Here is a 24,557-nt window from a genome sequence, read left to right on the forward strand (position 1 = left end):
GCGGTTGGCGGTTGCAAGCCGGGGCATTCGATTCCTCTCGGGTGGATGGTTCAGTGTTCGACGTCGGGTCCGCTAGCGGGCCCGCTGCCCTGACCGGTAGTGGGACCGCTGCCGGAACCGGGATCGGACACATCGGGAGCGTTGGGCGGCTGGGTGTCCCCATTTGGGGTGGGCGGATCACGGCCGACAGGTAGTTGCGTTTCACGTACTGCCTTGCGTAGCTCGTCACGCTCCCAGGCGTCGCGCTCGCGCTGCCCCGCCCGGCGTTCATCTGCTTCGGCATCGAGCTCGGCAAGCCGGATCTGGCGGATGTGCTCCAGCTCCGGCTGTTCAAACACGATACGCATGCGCGTGTCAGCGGCCACCCGTGCCGCTGCCGCCTGGAAAGCCTCGGGACCGGAGAGCGATAGCGTGGCGCCGAACTTCTGCTGCGCGAAACGCAGCGCGATCTCGATGGCTTCGCGTTCGCTATCCCATAACCGCAACGTGCGCCCCTCGTCGACGAGGAACGCCGCGCCATCCTTGTGGTAGTCAACCTCACCGGTCGGCCGCACCTCGTACGTGATTGACGGTCCGTGGTAGATCAGTTCATTGTGTTCAGCGTGAGGCCTTGGCCCTGGACCGGGCAAGGGTCCATTGAAGGTCAAAATGTTTTCGTCGTCCGCACGCCGGAGCAGCTGGCGGACCTGCTGCATGCGTCGCAGTTCACGTAGCGCCCGTGTGTCACCGGCCTGCGCGCGCTCCTGCAGAAAATCCCGGTACTGGTCGGTGACTGGTTGCCGCCCTGCACCTTTGAGCGCGTCACGTTCCTTCGCGATGCGATCGCGTAGCGCAGCCTCGGACTCAAGCCGCGTTACGCGTGCGGCTGACAGTTGATCTCGCCGCTCGAGTGCAGACAGATCCCTGCGCTCCGTCACGGTACTGCGGGCCTTGTAGAAGACTGCCTTGAGCGCAGCGCGCCGCTCTTTCTCGCGCCGGGTCTGCTCATCCCACGCGCGGCGCAACCCGTCGCGATACACGGCACGCCACTGCTGGAATTCACCCCACAGGTCACGCTCGGGTGTATGACGCGGCGCATGCCCGGGGCTGCGTCCGGTCTGCGCACGATACGTGTCGCGTAGCAGTTGCGCGGCCTCCGCCCAGGAGAGATTCATCTCTTTGGTCAGGAAGTCGGACACGTTCAGATTGCGTGCACCGGCGCGGATACGGTCACCGCCGTCGGCGCCCTTGCCGATGCTGTACTTGTCAACGATCAGCCCATGCGAATGCGCCAGTGCGGCGAGCAACCGGCTCGCATCAAGTGTCGCCCGGATCTCCGCAAACTCCGTGCGCTCGCTTCGGGTACTGCGCGACTCCACGAGGTCCCGTGCAAACTGGTCGCGAACGGTATCGGCTTCCCGACCGGTCGATGGTCTCGCGCGCGAGTTGAAGGTGGCGGCGATCTCATTGACCTCGCGCGCTGCTAGATCAAAGGGAAGCGACCCGATCGCATCCAGTGATGGGACATCCGCGAGATGGCGGATGGGATCATGCGGACCGAAATCCTTCGGCACCTGTCCACCGCCGAAGGCGGGGTTCAGCCCGAACGGCTCGCCCGGTTGTCCGCAATCGTCAAACGGTCCACCGGCCCGCATGAATTTGTCAGCGGCCGTTGCCGCCAGCTGTGCCCGACCCGTATCGTCCGCCGTATCCCACGCGCCGTACATGCGCGCGGCGATCACGTCGAGCAGCGACGGATTGCCTGGGGCTAGCCGGCCTCTTCCCGCTCGCTCGCGATCGCCAGTCCATCGCAGTTGGTCAATTCGGTCGGCTTGGTAGTCTCCCAGCTCCAGTAGTGCATCAGCCGGCAAAAGCACTTGACGTCGCGCGGGGTCGCCATCCACACCGCCGCCGGGCACACCTCGCACACCGTATGGGGATCGGGACGACGGGCCGGGTCGATCGAGGCGAGCGTCAAGGTCGTGATCCGCTCCCCTTCTCCACTTTTGCCACGGCTCCCGGCGTTCGTGTTCCGCGGGCGGCCCGCGCCACTGCGGGTCCCGCCCGTGTTGCCACCGCCGCTCCCAGGCTCGCCAGTCTCCTGGTCCACCACTGCTTCTTCCTGTCCGCTCATCAAGTCCTCCTGCTGCGTCATAGAACCGCTGTTCGCGATGCTCGAGAATGCGCCGCTGCTCCGTCGGCGACGCGGCCTGATACGTCTTGTAGAAGCTGCTACCGCTATTGAGATACTTGATCTCCCTTGCGCGCGTGTCAGCCCACTCATACAGCGCATCGAGATAGTGCTGCTGCGTCGCACGCGGTACACCCGGTTCGACGTACTCGGCATGCACGTTCTGGTCGAGCGCGTCACGCTTGCCGTCGGCATCCAGTTCGATGAATTCGCGCGAAAACACGAATTCCCTGAGATTGACGCCCTTCGCCGCACCGGGCGGCTTGACGTTTTCGTACTCACCATCGCGACCCGCGTTGCGGGTGCGTGTTGCGCCGAACTCATTGAGCATCGCCCGGAAATCTTCATAACGGGTGATGTCACGCGACATCAGCGCCTCGAGGATCGTGGCCTTCAGCTCGCGGTTCATCGGCGCGAAGACGTCGCCCTTGTACCGGCTGATCATCTCCGACGCATCGGTGAACTGCACGCGCCGGTTATCTTTCGGACTCGCGAGTCCGTATTTCGCGTTGATATGTTCCTGGAATGCTTCGAGGAACCGGTGATGCCGGTCGACCTTGCCGAACGGCTCCAGCCGGTGCCCCGTCAGCAGGTTCACTTCAGGGATCACCACATGAAGATGTACCTTGCGCTCGACCAGTTCGCCACTGCGCCGGTCGGCGTAACTCTTGAGCCGCGGGACATGCGCTTCCGCATAGAAGTTGTACTCGTCCGGGCGGTACGCAGCAAAAGCAAACGCCTCAAACTCCCGCACGATGTCTGCGAGTACCTCACGCGACACCTCGTCCTCCTTGAACGACAGCGTTACGTTGATGTAGCGCTCGGCCGTCGTATCCATCGACTGGATGATGTCGTTTGTTAGCGTCAGATCCCCTGCGAGGATCACGCGCTCATCCATCTCGTCGCGCTCGAACTCACGGTCCTGCTTCTGGCCGTCTTCCAGATAGGCCTTTATGCCGTCGTGATAGCCGCGAACCCGGATCAGCATCGCTCACCTTTCGCTGATGCGCACAGAGGGACGAATACCGCGAAATGCGACGTGGCAGTGCCGATGCACGATGGGTGAAGGTTGCATGGCTCATCATGTCGCCCGACACACCCGGGCGTCGTCGGCGTGACGACTGTTGCAAGGTATGTGCGATCGATGCCCATGCCCGTCTGTATCCGTACCTGTCCGTGTATGTATCCGTACCTGCATCCGTATCCGGTCAGTCCACTTTCTCAAGCGTGCTTTTCAGATAGCGCGAGATCATCTGCAGTTGCGTAAGCAGTTGCTCATAGGTTGCTTCCGACAGATCACCGCTCCTGTGTTCCGAGTTCGCGCGATGTGCGATCTGGTTGAGGTTGTTGCTCGTCTTGTTGAAAATATAGAGCAGGCGCTTGCGGTCCACGCTGGCCACTGGTCGTGCGATCACCTGCGTGCGGTTCGTCAGCACCGCCTGCCTGAAAAATTCGGACTGCGTGAGCCCGCTTCGGTTCACCTTCTCAAGATAGACCGCACGATCCGCATCCGACAGGCGAAACGCAATCGGTTTGCCGAGCCCTGCCCCATCGTTGCTCTTTTTGCGTGGCATGATCAGAGCCCCACTGGATGCGTCCAGTCTGCCGACTGCCCCGGCAGATCGAATCGCGTCATGTCGCCGTCGATCGGATGCGCGCGGAATTCGTATGCGGGCCAATGCGCTTCGCATTCGTACAGGGCACGCATCGCCTGATCACCTGTCATCGGATACGTATAACCCGCCCACGGCAGATACTGCCACCGCCTGTTGCGCGCGAAGCCGGCAGGCTTCATCACACGCTGGATCACCCAGTCGCTGGTCAGAATCATAGGAATCGCCCCTATTCGTATTGCATACCAGGCAGTGCTGAATGTTACCGACGGACCCGTCGGCGTGAAGAACGCGGGGCAGTAGCCCGCGTCGGGGTTGCAAAGGGGCCTCGCCCCTTTTGCACGAGATATTTTACGAAGCGCGTAGCGATGCGTAAACATATCCGACGTGCCTCGATTCGCCACACCATAGCAAACACTGTAGCAGCGATATTGCATGTTTCAAGCATCAATTCGCATAACTAAAGCTGGAATAAAGCTTTACTCATCACGCATTTTTGACTATTTAGCACTTTCATAGCACCATCAAGCAGCGTCGACTCTCCCCGCAGGACCTCGCCATGCCGCTCACCGATCTCGCCGCCGTCGCCGAAGACCTGCTCGATGCGCCTGCAACCAGCACGGCGCGCTCCGAAACCGCGCAGCTTGCCGATCTGATCGACCAGATCGATGCCGCCATGGCGCGCGGCGTCTCCAGGCGCGAACTCCACGCGCGTTTGCAAAAGCGCGGCCTCACCATGAGTCTCCCCGTTTTCGACAACGCCCTCCACCGCATCCGCAAACGCCTGGGCCGACGCGCACCAAACCGCACACATGCGCCCCTCAGCCGTCCTGCACCGTCCGCGTCCACCCCTGTGTCCGCCGCCCCTGTCAGGCAGGTAGAACCCGCGCCGCACGCGTCCACGCCATCCACCTCCTCACCTCGCACAGGCATCAGGACGCTCGATGAACTCGCCGCTGAAAATCCGCACATATCGCGCATGCAGTTGATCAAGCTCGAAGCGCAGCAATACGATCAGCCGTCCATCTCCAGCGCCGGGCTCGACGAAATTGCGCGCAAGTACGGCGGGCCGCCCAGACGCTGAACAGTATCGCCCGCCGCGCTGCGTCGGGTCAGGACGCTCCGCGCGGGTCCCGCGTGAGGTCCCCCGTGGCACTCGATGAGCGCGCGGCGCGCGCGATACCTCGTCGGTCGCAATGCGTTCTGAGTGGCACTGCAAAGAAGGGCCAGTGGACCGTCTGCACGAATTCCTGTTTCCACAGCCCCCGCACTCCCGCCCTTGAGGTCGAACCGTCTTGTCAGCCTTGCCTCGGCGAGCCAGTCCGGACAACCGGCTCGTTTTCCACCCTGGAACAAAAGAAAACCGCCCTGGCTTACGCCCGGGCGGCTACGTAAGGCGGGACCGCTCAGACGGCTTCGGCTTCGTCCTGCGGATCATCGGAAACCGTGGCGGCCGCCTCGCCCGTCTCCGGGTCCGTATCGGCTTCTTCTTCGTCGTTATCGTCCGAGTAACCGTAGGTGACATGCTTCGGCACCTCGCGGTTTCGCAGCACTTCCGGCAACCAGCCCGAGTCCGTGACACGCAGCTCGGCCGCCGCCGCCGCATCGTCCTTCTTCATGCCGCGAAGCTCACCGGCAACCTGCGGCGAAACGGCTTCGCTGACAACTGCCTCGATCCGGGCTTTCGATACATGCTCGAAGTAGGCTGTGCGCGTCGGCTTCCAGTAGCGCGCGAAATCCACGTTGAGGGTATTCGCTAGCTCGTTGACCGGGTGCGGACGGTCGGCGTTACTGATGCCGTCTACAGTTGCGGCCACGCAGAATGAAAACAGATTTGACATGACGCCCGGATCCTGTTGCAACAGCCATGCAAGCAGTTCGTCCGCCCGCCTTGGCAGGATCCGCGCCCAGTTCTGCCGCTGGTCTTCCAGCGCTTTCCACGCAACGCTGTCGGCTATGTCGTCCGCGTTGGACACAAGCGCATGGCGCGCCGTCTGCACTTCTATCTTGACCGCGTGATCGATATGGGCGCGTTCGTACAGTTCCCTGAACACGACCGGAATCATGCGGTACATCAGCACGGCGAGCGCGACCGTTGGCTGCTGCGCAAGCTCGGTCTGCACGGCGGCGGTACGGTGTGCCGTCAGCCGTCTGCACAACTTCTCGCCGTGCAGGGGCTTCGCCTTCGGCGTGTGGCCTCTTGACGCGGCAACGCGTGCGTGCGGTTCCTTACCGGTATTTACCGGCGCATCGTCACGCCGCACCAGTCCGCGTTCGATGCAGACAAGCCCGTCGTCGTCGACATACACGAACGCGCCGGCCTTCTTCATGTCGTCTGGGTCGAACGATTCGAAGCGCTCAGCGTACTGGTCGACAGCATACGCCGCCGCCGTCGCCGCTGCTTCCAGCCGCTCACATCGGTCCTCGTCGGCTTCGCCGTCTTCATCGTAGTAGGCGTCAAGCTCCGCTTGCACCGCATCCCGTCTCGCGGTCAACTCGGCAAGCTCCGTCTTCTCGGCTTTAGTCGGCTCGCGCGTAGTGGACGGAATGCGGCCATGACGTACGATCTCCATCGCCTCGTACCCCGTGCGACACTCCGTCCAACTCCACCCTTCGGCGGACAAGGTCTGCGATAGTTCAATGAGTCGATCGGTGGCGAGCCGGTGCAGTAGTTCTGCATTTTCGATATACCCGGCGTTTTGATCGTCGCTGAAAAGATCGCGACGCACACGCCCGCCCGCCGCCTCGTAAGCGTCCAGTCCGACGAACTTCGCCAGGGCGCTGTCGCGCGCGTCGATCTCCGCCTTTGTCAGGGCGGCGCGCAACTCTGACGGACGACGTTGCCAGTCGTTGGACGCTTCGCTCCAGACTCGTTCCTGTGCTGCATGATCGTCTGCCAGAGCCAGCACTTTCGCCTGCTCGTAGTCGAGTCCGTCATCGCGTAGCAGGTCGAGCAATGAGGGCGCGAGATTCGCGATTTTCAGCGCACGGCGCACGGCGACATCCGGAAGCTTGAACAACGCGGCGATGTGCGCAACGCTCTTCCCTTCCTCTGTCAGCAGCCGAAAGGCTACGCACTCGTCCGCGATACACATCGCTTCGCGTTCATGGTTTTCGATCAGCGACGCGGCGAGCGCCTCGCCCCCGCTGACGATCAGCACCGGTACCCGGTAGTCCTTCGTAATGCGCCCTTCCGAAAACAGCAGGTCGAGCGCGGCGAGCCGTCGCTGACCGGCGCACACGCCGAGCTTCGGCTGTTTGCTGCGACCTTTCAGTTCGTGTACCACCAGGTTCTGCAAGATGCCAGTTTCCAGGATTGTTTCGGCCAGAGCCTCAATGGCGGTAGGCGCTTTTTTGCGCACGTTCAACGGCGATGGGGTCAGCCGTGACATCGGCACGTACTCGATAACGGCGCGCTCCACGCTCTGCTTCGTGACTGTCTGCATCAGAGTATTCCTCCGGTTATGTGTCCCGGTCACATGCCTGGACAACATCGCCATACTAGGACATATAATCCTTGACAGCAAGCGCATATAGGAAGTTTATTGCCATCTTTTACTTGCGAGTTAGGTCGTAATGTCCTATATTAAAATCGTTGTCCAGGCATGTGACCGGGACACATAACCGGAGATTTCCGATGACCAACGAAGCACTGACCCGCATTACGTCAGCCGTGGTCCCCGATGAACTGCGCCTAAACGTCCTGGCGCGTTACCTGGGGCGCCATTACCTCACCGGCGAATCCTACGTGTACGACTGGGCTGCACGACTTGACCGCACCTACCAAGGCGGCCTGTGGCACTTCTTCACACTGTCCAATGGCGGCTTCTACATGGCCCCGGCCCAATCCGGTCGCGTCCATGTGCACTGGCACCTGAACGGCTACAGCGACATGATGGGCGCGGACGCCTTTGGCATTACCGTCACGCTGTACGCCCTCTGCCACCTCGCGGAAAAGACCCTCGATGACGCGATCATCGAGCGCTATCACCAGTTGCGCGAGTTCGCCTCGCAGCACGTGGAAGCGGCAAACATCCTCCGCGCTATCGACTGATGAACCGGCCCCGGCCCGCGGGTCGGGGCTACGCCCTGATCGAGGAATGAAATGAACATGCTTGCAAGCCGTTTTAGCCGCAACGCCGTCGCCCTGCGCTCCGATCATCCGCTGTCGAATGATGAAATCGCGACGGTCGCCCCTTCCATCCTTGCCAACGCTCCGCATGAAAGCCGCTCGTCGCGCTACAGCTACATTCCGACCGTCGATGTGCTCGATGCCCTGCGCAAGGAAGGTTTTCAGCCATTTATGGTCTGCCAGACCCGCGTGCGGGACGGCGGGATGCGCGACTATACAAAACACATGCTTCGCCTCAGACATGAGACCCAGATCAACAATCGCGAGGCAAACGAAGTCATTCTCCTCAACAGCCACAATGGCCAGTCGAGCTACCAGATGCTCTCCGGCATGATCCGCTTTGCGTGCCAGAACGGGATTGTGTGCGGCAATGCGTTGAGCGATATCCGCGTGCCACATAAAGGCGACGTCATCGACCAAGTAATCGAAGGCGCATTCAAGGTGCTTGAAGGGTTCGACGAGCAGACGGAGCGGCGCGAACGCATGGTTGAGATGGTGCTTGATGAGGGCGAACAGCACGCCTTCGCACGCGCGGCACTTGCCCTGCGCTACGACGATGACAAGCCCGCGCCGGTCACGGAAGCACAGCTTCTCGCGCCGCGTCGAATTGAGGACCGTGGGTCAGATCTCTGGACCACCTTCAATCGTCTTCAGGAGGCGCTAACGCGTGGCGGCCTGCGTGGTCGCAATGCGGCTGGCCGAGCGTCCACCACGCGCGCCGTGACGGGTATTGACCAGAATATCCGTCTCAACCGTGCCCTGTGGGTACTTGCCGACGAGATGCGCCGCCTGCGCGGCTAACCGGCTCGCCCTGGCCTGCGGGTCGGGGTACCTTCGAATACTAAGGATACCGCATGGATACGCTCAACACCCGCCCGACGTGGCTGGCCACGTTGCTGCCGCTTCTGGCTATCTGGCAATACGGCGACCGGAGCCAGGTTCGCGGCGAACTGTACCGCATGGCGCTGTCGGCTGACGCGGGGGCGCGGTCCGCTCACGCACTCAATCGCATCGCCGACATGCTGGACAGTGACGTCCATGCAATCGACATGCATCGCGAGGAGTTGCGCGCAATCGCCCGTTCCGCCTTGGCTGACTTCGATCGCGTGCCGCCTTCCGCACCCATCGCGATGGCCATCGAACACCGGGGCCATCTGCAATAGATCGGACTGGCGATCAACGCCTGCGCGACGATTGCGCGGGCCTGCGAGGCTTTTATGAAATAAAACCGCTTTTGCAATCGCCGGGGTTGGGCAGGCGATCGATTACTGGCGCGCCCTGCAGGTTTCCGGCGAGCGTGATGCACTCTGCGCGAATGCTCGTCCGCTGGCTGACCTCTACGGCCTGGTGATCATCGAGCGGGCCGATCTCGTCGAAAACTCAACGATGACCAGTTGGACAGTTGGACATCTTCTGGGTGGCGTTGAATCAGCGGGAACGACCAACGCCAGGTCAGGCGGCGTTCGCGGGCCGGCGTCGGCATCTCCGGACGTTGGCCGGTGCGCCGCTTTCCGCCCGACCCTCCCTCCTGCAAGCCAGACATTGGATAATCATGGGTACGTCGCGCGCGCCGCGCGCCCGGATCGAGGCGCACGGGGATCCGCGCGGGATGCGTGGGGAGAGTGCCGGCGCGCCGCGGATCGCGGTGTGACGATCCGGTTCGGGCGGATGCAGACCCCGGTACGGGGTCGTCAAGCGACTGAAGGGAGCGTGAATCCCCCGCGGCGGAGCCGTGGGGGCTGGATACAACAGAGTCGTGCGCATCGTGCGCATCTGCAGCAAGAGAGAACTTAACGTGACCGACAGAACACAGATACCTATTCGACCCGAATGCCTGCGACCTGCTGATGACTTGTGGGCGCAACCTACGGGTGAGGAAGTCCGTGAGGTACTCAGACGTGCAGGACTGACTGGCGCCGCCGCGGCGCGTCTCCTGGGCATGAAGGGAGCCACCGGTCGTGGTATTCGGCGCTACACTGGTGGGGAAGCGCCAATCCCCTACCCCAGTTGGGCGTTACTTTGTGATGTCGCAGGCCTTGAGCGCATCTGGCGCGGAGAAACACCTGTCGCTGATCAGGACACCAACGCGGCCGACCCGGCGAAACAAGGACAGGATGGGGCGCTCGTGGACAGTATCCAGCAGGCCGAACGATGGATCGAAAGCATCTGGAGTGGAAAAGTGCCCGCATCCGTTGGCAGTATCGCCGAATGCCGTGATGCGCTGATCCGCATCCGGCAAGCCGAGCACGCCGTAACCATGCTGGGTAAGGCCCACAACATTCCGACGCAATTGAAGCAGCGCATTGCTGAGGCTCAGGAAAAACTCAAGGTGATAAACGCTTGGACGGACTTAGGGTGAGGTCCAGCTTCGGCCGCCCGGCACTTCAGCGTCGCCCTGACACCGGGAAACGTGACGACGAACTTTGAAATCGCAAACCGCTGGCGGGAAGAGAATGACGATGCCGGCCGCGGTGGCGATAGCGTGACAAAACGCGCGAATGTCGCTGACAAGATAAGTCAGATTAGGAAGCATAGTTTCCCTAGACATTCAACTGCGTGTTGAAGAGTATAGTGGCCTTCCAAGCCACAGCTTCACAGATGCCGCCATCGCGACGCCGCACGTCGTGCGCCATCACATCGGGCCAAACTGCCCGCCCTCGCCTCAGGCGATTAGCTGAAATTTTATGTTCCCGCCTGGCGCCCAATATTGCTTAAAATGCCGGCCGCTATTCGGTGGGGTTGCAGCTCGGTCGTGTGTCCAGCACGGGTATTTTGGCGCCCGTGGCCGTCCACCGCGTGATCGAGCTTTTGCTTCGAGGCACTGGATTCGACAATTCCGCTTCAATGTCGATGGTTGCAAGTTTTGCGTCACTACCAGCTTGCCCGACGGCGGTCTATCCTTCGCGGCTGGAAATCAGCGGCGACCGCCGTCCGAATGCTATCGCCGTGGTACGCGAAAAATCCCTGCAGTCGCCCGTGCAGCACTTCTGAGGAATTCAGGGCCGCTCATCGAATAGGCTCGCCGAAGTCTCATGCAATAGCCCTCGTTACGATCGCCTGCCCGACAATTGGGTTCGCCATTCGGCATCTGCTCCATCATCGCCGACCTCTTGGCCTTGAGTGTCGTCGCTACCCTACCTTTAGTAGCCCGCTTCTTTTTGATGCCGCACAGCCAAGATGGCGGCTGTTTCATCATTGAGGCGATAGAGCGCGACATAGCCGCTGTCCCCGAAGTCGATTAGCCATTCGCGAAACTCAGGCGCCATGTCATCGACCGGGCGGCCGACACGCGGCTGATGCGCGAGCAGTTTCACGCCCGCGCGTATCGCCTGCACGGCTCGACGTGCAGCGTCCGAATCCTTCGGTGCGAGAAAGCGGTACAGTCGCTGCACATCGTTCAGCGCAGGCGGCGTCCATATCACTCGTGGCACTTAGGCGGCTCCGCATCTTCGCCCGCCTCGAGCTTCGCCAGCCACGCGTCGGCCTCTTCGGCCGTCACATGCAGGCCATTCGCCTGATAATCGTTCCACGCGCGCATTGCGTCCTGCCTGAACGTCTCGCGTCTTTCCTCACGCTCGACATACTGCGTGATTGCCTCCCGCATGATCCAGTGCGCCGAGCGGTCGCGCAGGCCTGCGAGGCGATGCACCCGGTTTCTCAGCTCGTCATCGAGCTTGATCGTCGTTGCCATGTGACACCTATATTCGAAGGTATTACCATCTAATACTATAGCTATCACCTAGCCGTTCGTCTAGGCCAAGGGCAATTAGGGAGCAAGGAATTCGTAGTCCAATTCTGTGTCGAAGGTTCTCCGCTCGACAGTTTGCAGCAAGTGTCAGCACCATGGCTGACACATGTCACTGGATTTCGCGCAGGCGTTGCGCAGGCTCGAAACCGAATAGGCGGCATGCGCGAAGGCGGTACAGGCCACGGCGGTCGCCGGGCGAAACTTGACGCGGCCGTCGAGGCTAGGCAGCGCGCGGGCGCACGCTCGAGGAAGCCGGACGGCATGAACAGGAGAGGTACGTCGAACTGGTGCGCCTGCGGGCCGGGCGCAAGGAAGCACGTACTGCTTCCGATGCCATCAGGGCAAAGCCCCTGCCCACTGTCATGCCGCGCTCACGCGGCCCGCTGCCGCGGGCGCGGGCGCGCCTAAGACGCGCAGGAAGCCATAGGAACGCGGGCGTGATCCCGTGGGCTAAAGTCAGTGCGTACGGCGCCGCCGCGCTGTGGGCAGTTGCAAGTTCTGAACGATCACGAGTAGAGCGACCATGGCGAGGTTCGAGCAGCTCTGCTGCCAGACCCATTGCCATCGAATCTAGGGCTGCGTCGGATCCGGTTTGCCCGTGCCGCCATACTCGGGCAAGCGCTGGTCGAAACACTGTGCGCTCTCGCGCCCGGACCCTGCTCCCGTCGGTTCCGCAAGAGTCGGCCCGCGCGAAGTGCTTTCATCACTGCCTCGGCGCGCTAGCTTTTTTGCATTTCTCAGAACGTGCCTTCAGGCTGACGCTCGAAGTCAGGACTGTCCTCGAGGCAGTAGTTTTTTCACCTTCGCGTGCACGTGCGAGCCGAATGCATCTGCGACAACCCGATTCACCGAGAGGATGTTCTCGGCACTGAGCAAATCCCGTGATACGCCCTGTCTTTCGATAAGTCGCTGCTGCAGGCGTTGGCTGACGAAGGAATGAAACAGGTCCTGCCGCAGGCCGCTGTCCGCAGACTCAAAGAATTCGCGACCCGCCCTGATTTCAGCATTCAATTTGAAAGTTGCCTTTTCGGCCTCGACCTGAATGCTCGCCTGCACCCTCGCTTCTGAAGCGGTGCGAGTGCGAATTTCCTTCTCGGTAGCCTCCAGTTGCCTCACCTGGATCGCTGCCATTCTCCGATCGGCATCCCCCAACCGGAAATTGCCATCGAGCGCCCTGAAAAGATAACCCTTCGGACTTTTCGTCACCTTGCCTTGGTTCAACTTGTGCCGGGTGTATTCGATCGCCTGCTCGAGCCGCTCATCGGTCCACACGTGGCGGTTTTTGGCGAGCATTTCAAAATCGGGCGTGTCAAACGCAAACTCGTTGTGCAGCAGGAGGTACATGTCGTCTTGGATGCCCGCCCGTGCTGCGTCTGCACCTCGCTTCTTCCTGAAACGGAAACGGATCTTGAGTTTCTCTGGCGGAATGCGCTCCGCGTTCGGCTCCCAGTTCACCTCGAAGTCGGAAACTTCATTGAGCTGGAGCATTGCCGGCTCAAGAAACCGCTTCTTGAATTCCTTGACTTCCCTACGCGACTCGCCGACCTTCCCAGGCCACTCCAAGACTTCTTCATACGCAAACCACTCCGTCACACCATGACCGTCACATGGAATGAGCCGATCATAGATGGCACGGGCCAGTGACAGGGAGAACGCGGTCGAAGCACGCAAGCTGAGCCAGTGCGCTTTATACGGGCTGATGAGATATTTGATTACCCTGCCGGCGAGCAGGATGCACACGACGTTGCGCTCGATGTAGCAATCACCCAGAAGACTGATCGTCCCCCACGAGTCTTTCTCGGTCAGCTCCTCGATCGATGGCGCCGTCATGATTTCTACGCGAGCCTTCGCCGCCGCTCTCATTTGCGCGATGAGATGACTATGATTGCGGCTGTCGTATCGCATCAACCATTTGAAGTAGTTGATGTCTGCCGTGAACGTGTACACCTTGTCGTCGACAAGTTCGTCCGGCGACTTGGTCGCGACAATGAAATAGGCTGCGTCCAGCACTCGCCGAGCGGCGATGCCGAGACCGCCGACCCGCGTGAAAATATTGTTCCGCAGAAAGCCGATGTCCCTGCTCGCCTCGTGAATGGGCGTACCCACTGCGGACATGTCGTCATAGATGTCCAGGGCAAGCTGATGTGGGGTGGCGGGAAGCGTTTGATTTTCCATTCGTCAGGTTCTGCGCAATTCAACGCACTCTATCAGCAGGGCATCATCTGTCAACACAAAAACCGCCCTGCCCCCGCATTGCAAACCGCGCACAAAAACCGCCCCGCTTCGCGGTAGCCATCACAATTTGCGACCCGATTTTCCCAAAAACCGCTCAAGGTCGCACAACTTGCGGTTTAGTGGGCACAAAAACCGCCCCGAGCATCACAGAAACCACCCCCAAAATCCCATCTCGTCTTTGATTTTAAACGGTTTATTTTTCGCGTATGTAGGTTAGTAGGTTTTATGTTTACAAAAACTATACAAACTGCGCGGGGAAAACAATGGCCTTTAGGGAAATAGGTTGTCTAAGTCATTGAAAATACGGATGAAATCCTTGTGAAAAGGCTGGCACAAAAACCGCCCAAGGGGTGCTTTTTGTGCGCATCGTAGTCTCAAGTACAGGGCGACTGCCAAGGCGGATCGCCAGCCCTGACCAGCGGTCAGCTATCGGTCGTGCAAAGCACATCAATAGCGTGGAAAAAAAGTCTTCAAAATCAGGGACGTGGCAGTATTCCCAATGTGAGGCGACAAAAAACTCGCTCGATACAACCCTGTTAACGCAGATTCGTGTATTCTGCGCTTCGACGTCAATTCAATGGAAAAGCGCAGAATGGCTAACGTAGGCACCTTACCGATGGAAGACCGAAGGGTCTCGCTTAGGGAAGTCGCGGAATTCGCTGACAACCTTGAACCCTTCTCCGATAACTTGCGAGAGCAAATTCTCGCACCGCGGCCACGCAAGGTTGCACCGATCTATACGATCAGCGAGCTTGCCGAAATGTGTAGTCTGACACGTCAGCAGATCCAATATCTGGTGACTAGGGACGACGCAAGTCTGCCGACCGGCACGCTCAACGGCAATGGTCGGAGTCGGACATTTACCTTGCCGGAAGTACGCACCTGGGTAAAGATGGCTTCCGACGTTTACCAGACGCGGCTTGGAAACGAGGACGGCAACTTCAAGGGCAAAGTGCTTACCACGGCGCAATTGAAAGGTGGGTCCGCAAAGACCACAACAACGGTCTGCCTCGCGCAGGCTCTGACGCTGCTTGGACGGAATGTGCTTCTCATCGACCTGGATCCTCAGGCCTCTGCATCCGAACTTTGCGGACTGTACGCGGAGAAGGAGATTTCCGGTGAGGACACTGTCTTGCCGTACATCTATGACCACAACATTGAGGGCGGGCTGAGCGCGAAGGTGCAGTCGACTTACTGGGACGGCCTCGACATCATCCCGGGGCATACGTTCCTGTACGGCGCGGAGTTCCTACTGCCGGCCCGACAGAAGACCGTCCAGGGATACCGGTTCTGGTCGGTACTTCGGCAGGGGCTTGAACCGCTCCGATCGCAGTACGACTACATACTGATTGATACGTCTCCGTCTTTGTCATACATGAACCTCAATGCGTTGCTGGCGGCCGACGCGCTTGTGATGCCGATGATTCCGGAGAATCTGGACTTCATTAGCTCCCTGGCGTTCTGGCGTCTGTTTTCAGACGTAGCGGAAGACTTTCTGCCGTACGAGGAAGATAAAGCATATGAGTTTATTTCCATTCTGTTGTCGAAAGTGGACTACGGAAAAACGTCCTCTGCACCTGTGGTTCGGCAGTGGGCGCAAAGTGCCTATGGGCGGTGGCTTGACCCGTTTGAAATTCCATCCAGCTCAGTGATGAGCGGGGGAGCGCTGTCATTTTCGACAGCGCTCGACGTCGTCAGCACACATTCGACGGCCAAGTCGTTACAGCGTGTCCGGCAGCCTATGATGCAGTACGCGCGATGGCTGGACGACATGTTTGTGAAATCCTGGAAGGAGTCGGCATGAGCAATAACATCCGCGAACAGCTGATGGCAAAGACAGCAAACCTGCCAACGCCTGCCGACTTTAAGGAAGGGGGCAAGAAGGACAAAGGCGGCCGGGGACCGCAAACAATGCCTGGCATAACGAGCGCGCTTGCCGCGGCCCAACTTCGTATCCAGGAGCTGGAGTCGAAAGGCGTCGATACAGAAATTGCGGTGAACAGCATCGTGCCGAACCCCTGGCAGCCGCGCCGACAGTTCAACGAGTCGAAGCTCTCGGAATTGGCGCGCTCGATTGCCGAGGCTGGTCTGCTACAGGCAGTCACTGTCCGACGGGTGGGGGAAACCTTCCAGCTGGTTGCTGGTGAGCGGCGCTGGCGTGCGCACAAGCTTCTCAACCGGGAGACCATCCGCGGCGTCGTTATCGAGTGCTCCGACCAGGACATGGCAGCCTACGCACTCATGGAAAACGTCACCCGCGATGACCTCTCTGACTACGAGATTGCAATTGCGGTCCGTCGCGCGGAAAGCGAGTTTCCGAATCGTACCCGCCTGGCGGAAGTGATGGGCGTTACCCGCAACGAACTCTATAAATTCCTGGCGTTCGACGATCTGCCTGACTTCGTCAAGCGGGACCTGGACCTGACTCCGTCGGTGCTGGGTGCAAATTCCGCTCAGGATATAGCGAATGTACTGAAGAAAACGGGTGAGCCCGGCCTAAAGGCGCTGAAGGAATTATGGTCGCTTGTGCTTGGTGGCGACCTGGCTCAGACAAAGGTCGGTGCATCCATAACAGCACAGGTTTCACGCGGTCTCGCGGCGAGTGACGCGGGGGGGCGAAGCATCCTTAAAATCTTTGCCGGGAAGGTTCAGGCTGGCAGTATTACGAAGGATGTCAAAGGTTTAACGTTCAAGTTCAAGGCCGGCGTGATGACGGAAGAACAGGAAAGTGAGCTTCGCGAGCACATCGGGAAAATGTTTTCTGTCCGGCCTGAGTAAGGCGCATTGCCGAATGCGCCTCCGGCGCGTCATTTTCGAGAGATGATGCATGCCCAGTTATCAGCGCATGTCCTGTACGCGGCGCCGCGTGCCAGACGAAGCGGGTAAGGTGCACAGGTCGCCAGACGTTGGAGGTGGGCGTATTCCCCTCCATGGGGCGTCACTAAAAGATAAGAACTGTCTCCCACGACCAGCGCTATAGACATTGGTTCGGACGGCAGCGGTCGCTTTGCGACGGTACGAGGCGCCAAGTCGAACATCTATCTGTTTGAGAGGACTAACGCTTGTGGCGCGCAGATCAATCGGGTGCGCCCGGACGAAAGAGTCACAGCCCGCGATCATTTGAATGCCGTTCGCGCTGGGCGGCGAAGGGGGAAGGTACCGCCCGCTCCTCTCACTCAATCGCCAGGATATCGCCCCACGATCCGTCGCAGCAAAATGACTTCCGATGCATCCGAAACGGTGCTCGCGCTTCTTCCAGCATTGGAGCGGGAACCCGCACGATCTCTTCTGAGGGTGAGCGGCTGAAGGTGTTCTAATTAGAACACTGCATTTTCGATCGTCGTTCGGCCAAGATCCGGTTGCTTAGAGTACGCCCGCGCTAACCGGGGAGAGTCCACGCTTTTGCAAACCACCCTGTCCGACCACCCTCTCCAGGATGGCGGGAGGGCCGTGCGACGTTGGCCCGAGGCTCGCGCCGGCGGAGTGTGTTCTAATTAGAACACACTCCGAAAAGCGCTAGCGACGGTGCATTCTCACCTACCATCGACGGCGCGGAACGACAGCGGCGCGCAGATAGGCATGTTGACGCGATGTGGAGCGCGTCGAAGACGATGTGGCTTGCTTAAGACGGCAATCCAGAAGTTTGTCTTTTGCTCTGCCGTCCGGAAAGGCCATTTCCTTGCACCGGTCGCACAAGCAACGGCTCGTCCAATGTCCGTTAGGTGGCCAAATGGCCCACGGCGCGTCTGGCACCGCGCCCAAAACACTCCTCGAGTGCTGCCGAACTCATTCTCCCGAAGGCCCGCACGGGCGCGCTTAGGCTAGCATGCCCGACGCCAGCCTGACGGTCTCACAGATCGCTGCCAGTTTCGAGCGCGTGGTACATATGCATGGTTTGGTGCAGCTGTGTGCCTCATCTTCTGCAGCGCGCTGTGGCGTTGTGCGCGCGTGCTGAGCTCATCGCTGGCTCTGATGAAGAGGCGCTAGGACTCCCCTCGCGATGTGAACGGATGAAAGTGGGTTTCGTGCCGTGGTGCGTCTTGCCGGAGGCTCCGGCCGCAAAGCGACGACTGAGCAGCAGCGAAGCGCTCCCAGAAGCGGTGCCATCACCGACGCACCGGTGCGTCGAGAGGCGGAGCAGCCGGATTCCGCTCGGCGCAGTCTGTCGCGTAGGCAAACCCCCGTGGGGAAATGGGCTCGATGATCGGCGGCAGAGATGTCCCGCAAATCCGAAGCGATTCCCGCCGGCGACAGCACGAACGCTCCACTGGACGCTCGCGGCCGAGTGACCGCCAACGTCGACGGCCTCCTTCGTACTGCTCGCGTTCAACTGAGACCGTTGAGTTACAGGTAACGCGCCCACGAGCACATTCGCGGAGCGCAGCGTGCTAGTGTTTCGGCCACGCTTCGATAAACCGGGGCCAGGCCAGCGTATGCGGCGAGATGCGCAGCCGATGCAAAGGCTTTGTGAGCGACTTCAGTGAGGAGTCGGGCGGCGGTCCTGACGCCGACTCCCGGCATGCTGGTCAGGACCGGCCAAAGAGGGTGTGCGTGCACCAAGCGTTCAACTTCGCTGGCAACCCCTCGCGTTGCTTGCGCAAGGACGCGAGCTGCTGGGCAAGGCGCGGCATGACGATGGTTGCTGCCTGAGTACCGGGCACGATCACAGCCTGTTCTCTGAGCGCCTGGACGATCTCGGCAGCTAGGCTCTTGCCCATGCGAGGTGCGAGTTTGATGAGTCGGTTGGCGAGAGTTTTCTCGCTGGCTGAGGCGAGCTCAGCAGGTGACGGGTATCGCTCAAGTAGATCGAGCACTGCCGGATGATCGAGGCGCGGTCCCAAGACCCGTTCTAGCGTCGGATGGATCTGGGTGAGCAGACCTCGTATGCGGTTGCTGTTCTGCGTGATCTGGGCCGCGAGATCGTCGTCGAAGCCGCATATCATGGTGAGTTCGGCGAGTGGTTCGTCAGCCAACCGAAGTGAGCGCAGCGTATGCGGCATTGAGCGTGCAGCTTCAGCAATGATGGAGGCATCGCGGGCATCAGTCTTGGCTTCACCGATGCGGCGCATAGCCAGACCCGGTAGATATGCAACGAGAACACCTTCATCACGGGCGACTGCTACGGGCAACGCGCCGATAGTGGCGGGCTGATCGACGGCGAAAAGAAGCTGGCCGTGCGTCTTGAGTCCGGTGATGAGGGCGCGCAGCTTGGCCTCATCGTTGGGCAGCGCCTTGTTGTAAAGGCGCTTTCCGCTTCGATCGAGGGCGACGGCGTGATGGTGGCCTTTGCCGACATCGACGCCGACGAATACGTCGACAGAGCTATGTTGTTTGTTTTCTTGCATCGAAGGCTTTGCAGGTTGAACGGTTTGGCCTGCAACATCGGTGGCAAGTCTCGGCAACCACGTTACGGACGGCCTCAAGATAACCTGGCCGAGCCCCTATTAGCGATCACCAGCCACCCACCAGGCCCGGTGACAACACCGCCCTATAAGGATCATGACTGCGACTGGGGGCGAGAATCATGCCGGCCCTAGCTGGCCGAATCCTCGATAGTCGAGGAATGAAGACAGTAACGGGGCGGCGCAACAGCAGCATGCTGACTTTGTGAGCGAACGATTTGCTTCTCTTTTCGGAATGCGGGCCTCGCCCGAAAAGCGCGGACTAATGGTTAGGTCTGCGAACTATGGCGAGCGCGCAATGGGCGCGATTGCTCATCTAGCCACGCACCGATGGTTAAAGAGGGACGGATGATCCGCAAGTCTTGGGAAACCGACGAGAAACCCTGCCCACACGGTTCAGGGTAAGGCGCAGAACGCGCGAACGAGCTATCGCGGATTACCTCGCAGAGGCAGCGCGAAGGGGAACCGATGTGAAACATCAGGGCAAAAGACACAGTTCAGTTTAAAGCTATGCGAAACAGTGGCTTACGACCATCTTGGCAGAAATGTTTCACGGAAATCCGCGAATCCGGAGTCTGCAGACCATCCGCTCAGCGCAATTGTCGCGCGGCGGTCGCTACAAACGTCTGCGCGTATCAAATGATACGTATTGTGTAGTCTTTCTTCAAACTCGATGGACTCAGACGATTCACTTCGCATTCTCAAAGCCCGAGCTAGCTCAAAGCTACGCTAATTGCATGGGCGAAGGAAACATAAATAATAGCCAGTAACGCGGCAATCTTTGGCCGCAGCGCATGCCAGGCCGCGATGCGGCGGCGTTCTGCTCGGTTGACATGCTCGAGAATATAGTGGTTTCGGATCCGCCTCTCGATTTCTGCCGTATCCGCGCGCCGGCCGACCTCGAGAGGCAGTGTGCTGCCGACGTGACGAACGCCGGGCCGATCGCCAACGCTCCTCCGGAGGCACCTGTGGGAGCAGGCTGTGAAAGGACAGGGAGGGAAGGGCGCGGCGCCGTGGAGCCGCGAATGCAGCGGACCCGTAGAGTGAGTTGGGGAACACAACATGTCGCGGGACGCCGCCCATACCTAACCCACATGCCTGACCCCTTGATAACCGTGCCGTTAGCAAGCAACGCGACGGACTTGCAAAAGTCCTACGGACTACAGGCGGCCAGAGTTTTGTGGTCAACAGAATGCGGCTGCAAAATGCGGCCCGGAAAACAGGGCGTGAAACCGGCGCGTCATCCCCAGTCATGCAGTATGAGCAGAGGGGGCGCCGGTTTCGGCCTTCTCGTCGACAGTCGGCGTCACCGGCGCGTTCTTCAAAGACTCCGTCGACGGGCGTGCAGCGATTCGTCTCGTGCCGTCATCTGCCAGGGTATCCGGTTTCGGTCGAAGATCGCCCGATTGCGCACGACATTGTCCGGGCTTTTAGGCGTGTGTTCGTCATGCGGGAGACGATTACGATCAACAGTTCTGGGCTCTGTCATTCCCAGCTCTGTTCGACCTGCGCCGATAAATCGTCCCCATTCTCCAGGCCCCTTTGGCTGGGACGGTGCAGTTCGCCGCTGGCAAGGCGTTTAATCGCAGCGCGTGAGTAACAGGTTCCCTACTGCGCAGACGTCACGGACTGTTCGGGCCAGTTCCCACGCCTAACTGTCGCTATCTGGTCGCGCTTGTGGAAAAGCGACCCGCGACGCATAACGTCCCGCTTCGACGTTAAATTTCGTAACAAACGTCGCGTCAGCGCACCTCGAGAATGTAGTTTCATTCATGCTCGATTTCGACGACGCTCATGCGATGTTGAGAGTCCCAATCCGGTACGTTCAGCCCACGCTCGACGCTCGAATCTTACGGATGACGGCGGAGCGCTGAAGTTTAGCCGGTAGGCCGACCCGCAACGCAAACGTTTGCGCTTCATGTCGAGCAAACCATTAGAAAGAGCGCATCGGTTCCCCATGTGCAAAGAAGGTTGCGGAGGCATCCGGCAGGAACCGTGGACCAGATCGAATCCTTAGATCTACAGGATTGCGAGTATTGTCAAGGAGTCAGCTGCGATGGATTTGACGAACGACCTCGATGTTGCTGCCTTTCTTCAGGTGCGCATCGGTGCGGCCAATCCCTTCTGGAAGGTGACCAATGACAGCAACACGATCTGCTTCGGAGGTACAGGCGATGCTCTATGCGTAACCTCTGAACTAGATGCCTTTCAAGTGGCCAGAATCCGGGCATTGGGTAACGATGTGGCAAAGGTGCGCTGCGTTATAACCATAGCTGGCGAGCGCCTTGCCGTTTACCTCGTTGGACGAAAAGTTTCGTTTTGCAAGTGGCGCGGCGTTGCATCCGCGAACTCCGAGTTTGTTCCGACGGAATCAATGATTGCCGCTTTCGAAGAGGCCATCCCAAAAAACGTCCTTCAACTGCCTAAAAGACGGGCTCGCTAGCCGTAACCTACGCAAAGCATCTGTGGTGAAGTTTATTGGACGGTGGTGGTCGAATGAAAAGGAAAAAGGCATTTCAGGAGCTCGACGATTATCTGGGCACGTCCAGCCCTGTCTGGAAATTTTCTGGTCCTGACAATGAGCTAATGCTATCCGGGGTGGGTAGTGGTGCCGAGCCCGGCATACGCATACGGTTGACCGAAAGGCAAATAGAGCAGGTTCGACGACTGACCGGTGTTACATCAGTACTCCTCCTCGACGTTCACGTATTCGGCAAGCATGTGGACCTACATCTGCTCGGGAGAAAAGTCGGCGCTTCTCAATGGACTGGTATTGCCGCAGCGCTTTGCGATGCGAAATCGGTTGCCAGGAATTCCATGCAGGCGCTTGCTTTTGCGGAAGGGATAGTTTCCGAGGTTAACTCGGTCGTGGTGGTCCTGGACAGATCGGGGGCCATTCACCGATTTAACCGGCTGGCCGAAGAGTACACCGGACGCAAGCAGGAGAGCGTCATCGGCCAGAACGCCCAGGAACTCTTTATGTCCCCCGAGGAGGCGAAGAGTTCTCGCGAGAATATCGCAAGGTTCTTTGAACAGGGCGTTCCATACGACGTACAGCGGGTAGTTGAGACGGTGAACGGAACGCGATCCTTCCTGTTTCGGAACAGGTTTATCAGGCCTGCGCCCGACCAGAATGTAGAATTTATCGTTTGCTCTGGAATTGAGGTCATCGACACTAAGCTTGAGAGCATTGTGGCGCAACAACCGGATGAACATGGCCCTGCCCTGAATGAGGCATATTGCCATCAGATGTTGCGCAAGATCATGGACTGGGCTTCTCTTGTGGATGGAGCGCGAGCATTGCTCGCGTCCGTGGAGGAGGGTTCAGGGGATGCCAGGGAACTCGCACATGCTAGGCGCATTGCTGCCAGCGCGGTGAAGGACGCTTACGGGCTATATGAGGAGATCGACGCTCGTCTGACACAAGGCACGCGTCAGAAGTGGTGAGTTTCCCTCGGGTAGCTGCAGTCACCCGATCACGTTGTTCCTTGCCTTGTCTTCTTCGTTGTGCCTTGGCGCCTAGGCCCTTGATCGGATGATCTGCCCGCTTCAATGGTGTCGTTGGAAGAAGGAGGTGCAGCTTGGCCTCGCCCTCGCGCCGCAATAAGCTCCTTAACAAATTGGTTCACAATCTGGAGTTCGCTTTCGTTTAACGATTCTAGCCACTCGGGAGCCGGCAAGCCGCCTGACATGGGCCCCTTGCCGAGTGCAAGCCAGACAGGGTTGACCCCGTAAAGCAACGCGAGTGCGACGGTGAAGCTTGACCCCGTCCCCTTCAGTTCAAGTTCCGCCAGATTACTTTGAGCGATACCCACATGCATCTCGACCTGTTTTTGGGTGAACCGTTTCTTCTTGCGCGCGCGAAGTAGTCGTTCCCCGAACGGTGTGCGTCCATCTTTAGAATTTTCCATCCGATTACAATAGAGTAGGTGAATATCGGTTTTCCGCTTGACAGAAATATCGGTTTTCCGCTAATTTTCATGCATGGACTGGCGAACTGTTGTCGAAGAACTGACTAACCGGTCGCGTGGCGGCATGATCGAGCTTGAACTGTCAAAGCGGTGGACAATTCACGATTGCTGATCTTGCACGTGGCGCCACTGAGCAGCCAAACGCGAATCTCGGTTTGCATTTTCTCAAGCTTCACACTTCCGTAGTAATTGGGCAGGAAAAGAGGCGAACGGAGGATACATGATCGACTTTGACACCGTGGCCCAGCAATGCGCACCAACCGTCAACCCGGTCACCATGCAGGCGGTGGTGCGCACGGAGTCGGGATTCAATCCTTACGCCATCGGGGTAGTCGGTGGTCATCTCGCCCGACAACCCCGGGACTCCGAAGAGGCGGTTGCCACGGCTCGTGCGCTCGAGGCCCGCGGAATCAATTTCAGCGTGGGGTTAGGACAGGTCAACCGGTTCAATCTCGCCCGGTACGGCCTTACGTACGAAACCGCTTTCGACCCGTGTGCCAACCTTCGCGCAGGCAGCGCGATCCTGCGCGACTGTTACCAGCGGGCAAGTGCCATATACGGTCAGGATCAACACACCCTGCGGGCGGCAATCAGTTGCTACTACAGCGGCAATTTCATTGGCGGTGAACGGATTCAGTCCGGCGGATCCAGCTACGTTCAGCGTGTCATTGCAAATGCACGGAGCACGTCAGGACCGATCGACATGGTTCCGGCGATACCCGTCGTCATGGACCGGCCAACCGCCCCGACAGCGCAGGTTGGTGCCGGAGCGGGTAAGTCCAGCCCCGCTAGCCGCGCCGTTCGATCGCAGCGCCAGGATTCGCCGCATCCGTCGTGGGATGCTTTTGGCGACTTCGGCTGTGACAGCGATTCATGCAGATGACCTGACCGGCCGCGCCGCGGCGTTCGTTTGAAAAGGAGAGGCTCTATGTTTCGGAAAGTGAAATTCTATGCGAATCAATTAGTACAACAGAAAGATGATGCGAAGCACATAGCCGGCGCAGCAACGTCAACGCTGCTTGGCGCAGTACTGCTTGCGCCCGGACTTGCCATGGCCGGAGGAGGCCTTGATTCGGCGACGGAGGGTGCGAATACGTTCAAGATCTGGCTGTACTCGTTTCTGGGTGTCTGTGCTTCGTGCGTGCTGCTGTGGAAAGGTGCCGAATGCTGGGCCGATCGTTCTCACTGGAGCGAATTCGTCACCCTCGGCGGCAAGGTTGCGGTAGTCGGCGCGGTGGTCGGCGTGCTCGCGCCGTACCTGTGGAACCTCTTTACCTGAGTACGCG

At 59.5% G+C, this 24,557-nt stretch carries 21 protein-coding genes and 1 pseudogene; 13 read left to right on the top strand and 9 right to left on the bottom strand.

Annotation, left to right across the window (positions count from 1 at the left end; genetic code table 11):
* Positions 1–50: 50 nt before the first annotated feature.
* The 3 genes from J8I87_RS28820 to J8I87_RS28830 all read right to left on the bottom strand — a co-directional run bounded on the left by J8I87_RS28820 (position 51) and on the right by J8I87_RS28830 (position 4,001).
* On the bottom strand, positions 51–3,158 hold the full coding sequence (locus tag J8I87_RS28820) for an LPD7 domain-containing protein (protein WP_209935520.1): 3,108 nt from the start codon (positions 3,156–3,158) through the stop codon (positions 51–53).
* Positions 3,159–3,378: 220 nt separating this feature from the next.
* A complete protein-coding gene (locus J8I87_RS28825) occupies positions 3,379–3,744 on the bottom strand; it encodes a plasmid mobilization protein (RefSeq protein WP_209935521.1) in 366 nt (121 codons plus the stop codon).
* Between the two features lie 2 nt (positions 3,745–3,746).
* Positions 3,747–4,001: a hypothetical protein gene (locus J8I87_RS28830; protein WP_209935522.1), complete on the bottom strand. Its 255-nt coding sequence runs from the start codon at positions 3,999–4,001 to the stop codon at positions 3,747–3,749.
* Between the two features lie 341 nt (positions 4,002–4,342).
* Between J8I87_RS28830 and J8I87_RS28835 the strand changes: the two genes are divergently transcribed.
* Positions 4,343–4,867, top strand: a complete 525-nt coding sequence (locus J8I87_RS28835; protein ID WP_245254234.1) for a hypothetical protein — start codon at positions 4,343–4,345, stop codon at positions 4,865–4,867.
* Between the two features lie 322 nt (positions 4,868–5,189).
* On the opposite strand, the gene J8I87_RS28840 is transcribed toward J8I87_RS28835, so the two are convergent.
* The gene (locus J8I87_RS28840; protein WP_209935523.1) at positions 5,190–7,229 is read right to left on the bottom strand and encodes a ParB/RepB/Spo0J family partition protein; all 2,040 of its coding nucleotides are present in this window, start codon (positions 7,227–7,229) and stop codon (positions 5,190–5,192) included.
* A 191-nt stretch (positions 7,230–7,420) separates the two neighbouring features.
* Between J8I87_RS28840 and J8I87_RS28845 the strand changes: the two genes are divergently transcribed.
* The 6 genes from J8I87_RS28845 to J8I87_RS28870 all read left to right on the top strand — a co-directional run bounded on the left by J8I87_RS28845 (position 7,421) and on the right by J8I87_RS28870 (position 10,906).
* Positions 7,421–7,837 carry an antirestriction protein gene (locus tag J8I87_RS28845; protein WP_209935524.1) on the top strand — a complete coding sequence of 139 codons (417 nt, stop codon included), beginning with the start codon at positions 7,421–7,423 and terminating at the stop codon, positions 7,835–7,837.
* Positions 7,838–7,888: 51 nt separating this feature from the next.
* Positions 7,889–8,716, top strand: a complete 828-nt coding sequence (locus tag J8I87_RS28850) for a DUF932 domain-containing protein (protein ID WP_209935525.1) — start codon at positions 7,889–7,891, stop codon at positions 8,714–8,716.
* Positions 8,717–8,769: 53 nt separating this feature from the next.
* Entirely contained in the window at positions 8,770–9,078 is a 309-nt protein-coding gene (locus tag J8I87_RS28855) for a hypothetical protein (RefSeq protein WP_209935526.1), read from the top strand.
* Between the two features lie 76 nt (positions 9,079–9,154).
* Positions 9,155–9,709, top strand: coding sequence for a DUF3717 domain-containing protein (locus J8I87_RS46390; RefSeq protein ID WP_209935574.1), 555 nt, complete (start codon positions 9,155–9,157; stop codon positions 9,707–9,709).
* Positions 9,710–9,854: 145 nt separating this feature from the next.
* Complete coding sequence (locus J8I87_RS46395; RefSeq protein ID WP_409518814.1) at positions 9,855–10,274, top strand: hypothetical protein; 420 nt, start codon at positions 9,855–9,857, stop codon at positions 10,272–10,274.
* 395 nt (positions 10,275–10,669) lie between these two features.
* Complete coding sequence (locus tag J8I87_RS28870) at positions 10,670–10,906, top strand: hypothetical protein (RefSeq protein ID WP_209935527.1); 237 nt, start codon at positions 10,670–10,672, stop codon at positions 10,904–10,906.
* 149 nt (positions 10,907–11,055) lie between these two features.
* On the opposite strand, the gene J8I87_RS28875 is transcribed toward J8I87_RS28870, so the two are convergent.
* From J8I87_RS28875 to J8I87_RS28885, 3 genes are all read right to left on the bottom strand, one after another.
* Positions 11,056–11,346 carry a type II toxin-antitoxin system RelE/ParE family toxin gene (locus J8I87_RS28875; RefSeq protein WP_209935528.1) on the bottom strand — a complete coding sequence of 97 codons (291 nt, stop codon included), beginning with the start codon at positions 11,344–11,346 and terminating at the stop codon, positions 11,056–11,058.
* Entirely contained in the window at positions 11,334–11,606 is a 273-nt protein-coding gene (locus J8I87_RS28880) for a CopG family ribbon-helix-helix protein (RefSeq protein WP_209935529.1), read from the bottom strand. The genes J8I87_RS28875 and J8I87_RS28880 overlap by 13 nt, the downstream gene beginning before the upstream one ends.
* A gap of 825 nt (positions 11,607–12,431) precedes the next feature.
* Positions 12,432–13,838: a RepB family plasmid replication initiator protein gene (locus J8I87_RS28885; protein WP_209935530.1), complete on the bottom strand. Its 1,407-nt coding sequence runs from the start codon at positions 13,836–13,838 to the stop codon at positions 12,432–12,434.
* Between the two features lie 652 nt (positions 13,839–14,490).
* Here J8I87_RS28885 and J8I87_RS28890 point away from each other — a divergent pair.
* Together J8I87_RS28890 and J8I87_RS28895 are read left to right on the top strand one after the other, a co-directional pair.
* Positions 14,491–15,702 carry a ParA family protein gene (locus J8I87_RS28890; protein WP_209935531.1) on the top strand — a complete coding sequence of 404 codons (1,212 nt, stop codon included), beginning with the start codon at positions 14,491–14,493 and terminating at the stop codon, positions 15,700–15,702.
* Complete coding sequence (locus tag J8I87_RS28895) at positions 15,699–16,676, top strand: ParB/RepB/Spo0J family partition protein (RefSeq protein WP_209935532.1); 978 nt, start codon at positions 15,699–15,701, stop codon at positions 16,674–16,676. Before J8I87_RS28890 ends, J8I87_RS28895 begins: the two co-directional genes overlap by 4 nt.
* Before the next feature lie 1,629 nt (positions 16,677–18,305).
* On the opposite strand, the pseudogene J8I87_RS28900 reads toward J8I87_RS28895, so the two are convergent.
* Positions 18,306–19,243, bottom strand: a pseudogene (locus J8I87_RS28900) (IS110 family transposase); the annotation flags it as partial.
* A 2,113-nt stretch (positions 19,244–21,356) separates the two neighbouring features.
* Here J8I87_RS28900 and J8I87_RS28905 point away from each other — a divergent pair.
* Both J8I87_RS28905 and J8I87_RS28910 read left to right on the top strand, forming a co-directional pair.
* Positions 21,357–21,743: a hypothetical protein gene (locus J8I87_RS28905; protein WP_209935533.1), complete on the top strand. Its 387-nt coding sequence runs from the start codon at positions 21,357–21,359 to the stop codon at positions 21,741–21,743.
* Positions 21,744–21,796: 53 nt separating this feature from the next.
* Entirely contained in the window at positions 21,797–22,747 is a 951-nt protein-coding gene (locus J8I87_RS28910; protein ID WP_209935534.1) for a PAS domain S-box protein, read from the top strand.
* 29 nt (positions 22,748–22,776) lie between these two features.
* Here the strand turns inward: J8I87_RS28910 and J8I87_RS28915 are convergent, their stop codons facing one another.
* Complete coding sequence (locus J8I87_RS28915; protein WP_209935536.1) at positions 22,777–23,211, bottom strand: helix-turn-helix transcriptional regulator; 435 nt, start codon at positions 23,209–23,211, stop codon at positions 22,777–22,779.
* A 280-nt stretch (positions 23,212–23,491) separates the two neighbouring features.
* On the opposite strand from J8I87_RS28915, the gene J8I87_RS28920 reads away from it, so the two are divergent.
* Together J8I87_RS28920 and J8I87_RS28925 are read left to right on the top strand one after the other, a co-directional pair.
* Complete coding sequence (locus J8I87_RS28920) at positions 23,492–24,154, top strand: lytic transglycosylase domain-containing protein (protein ID WP_209935537.1); 663 nt, start codon at positions 23,492–23,494, stop codon at positions 24,152–24,154.
* A gap of 45 nt (positions 24,155–24,199) precedes the next feature.
* Positions 24,200–24,550, top strand: a complete 351-nt coding sequence (locus J8I87_RS28925; protein WP_209935538.1) for a hypothetical protein — start codon at positions 24,200–24,202, stop codon at positions 24,548–24,550.
* The last annotated feature ends 7 nt before the right edge of the window (positions 24,551–24,557 follow it).

The organism is Paraburkholderia sp. LEh10, from assembly GCF_017814945.1.
Lineage (GTDB): Bacteria > Pseudomonadota > Gammaproteobacteria > Burkholderiales > Burkholderiaceae > Paraburkholderia.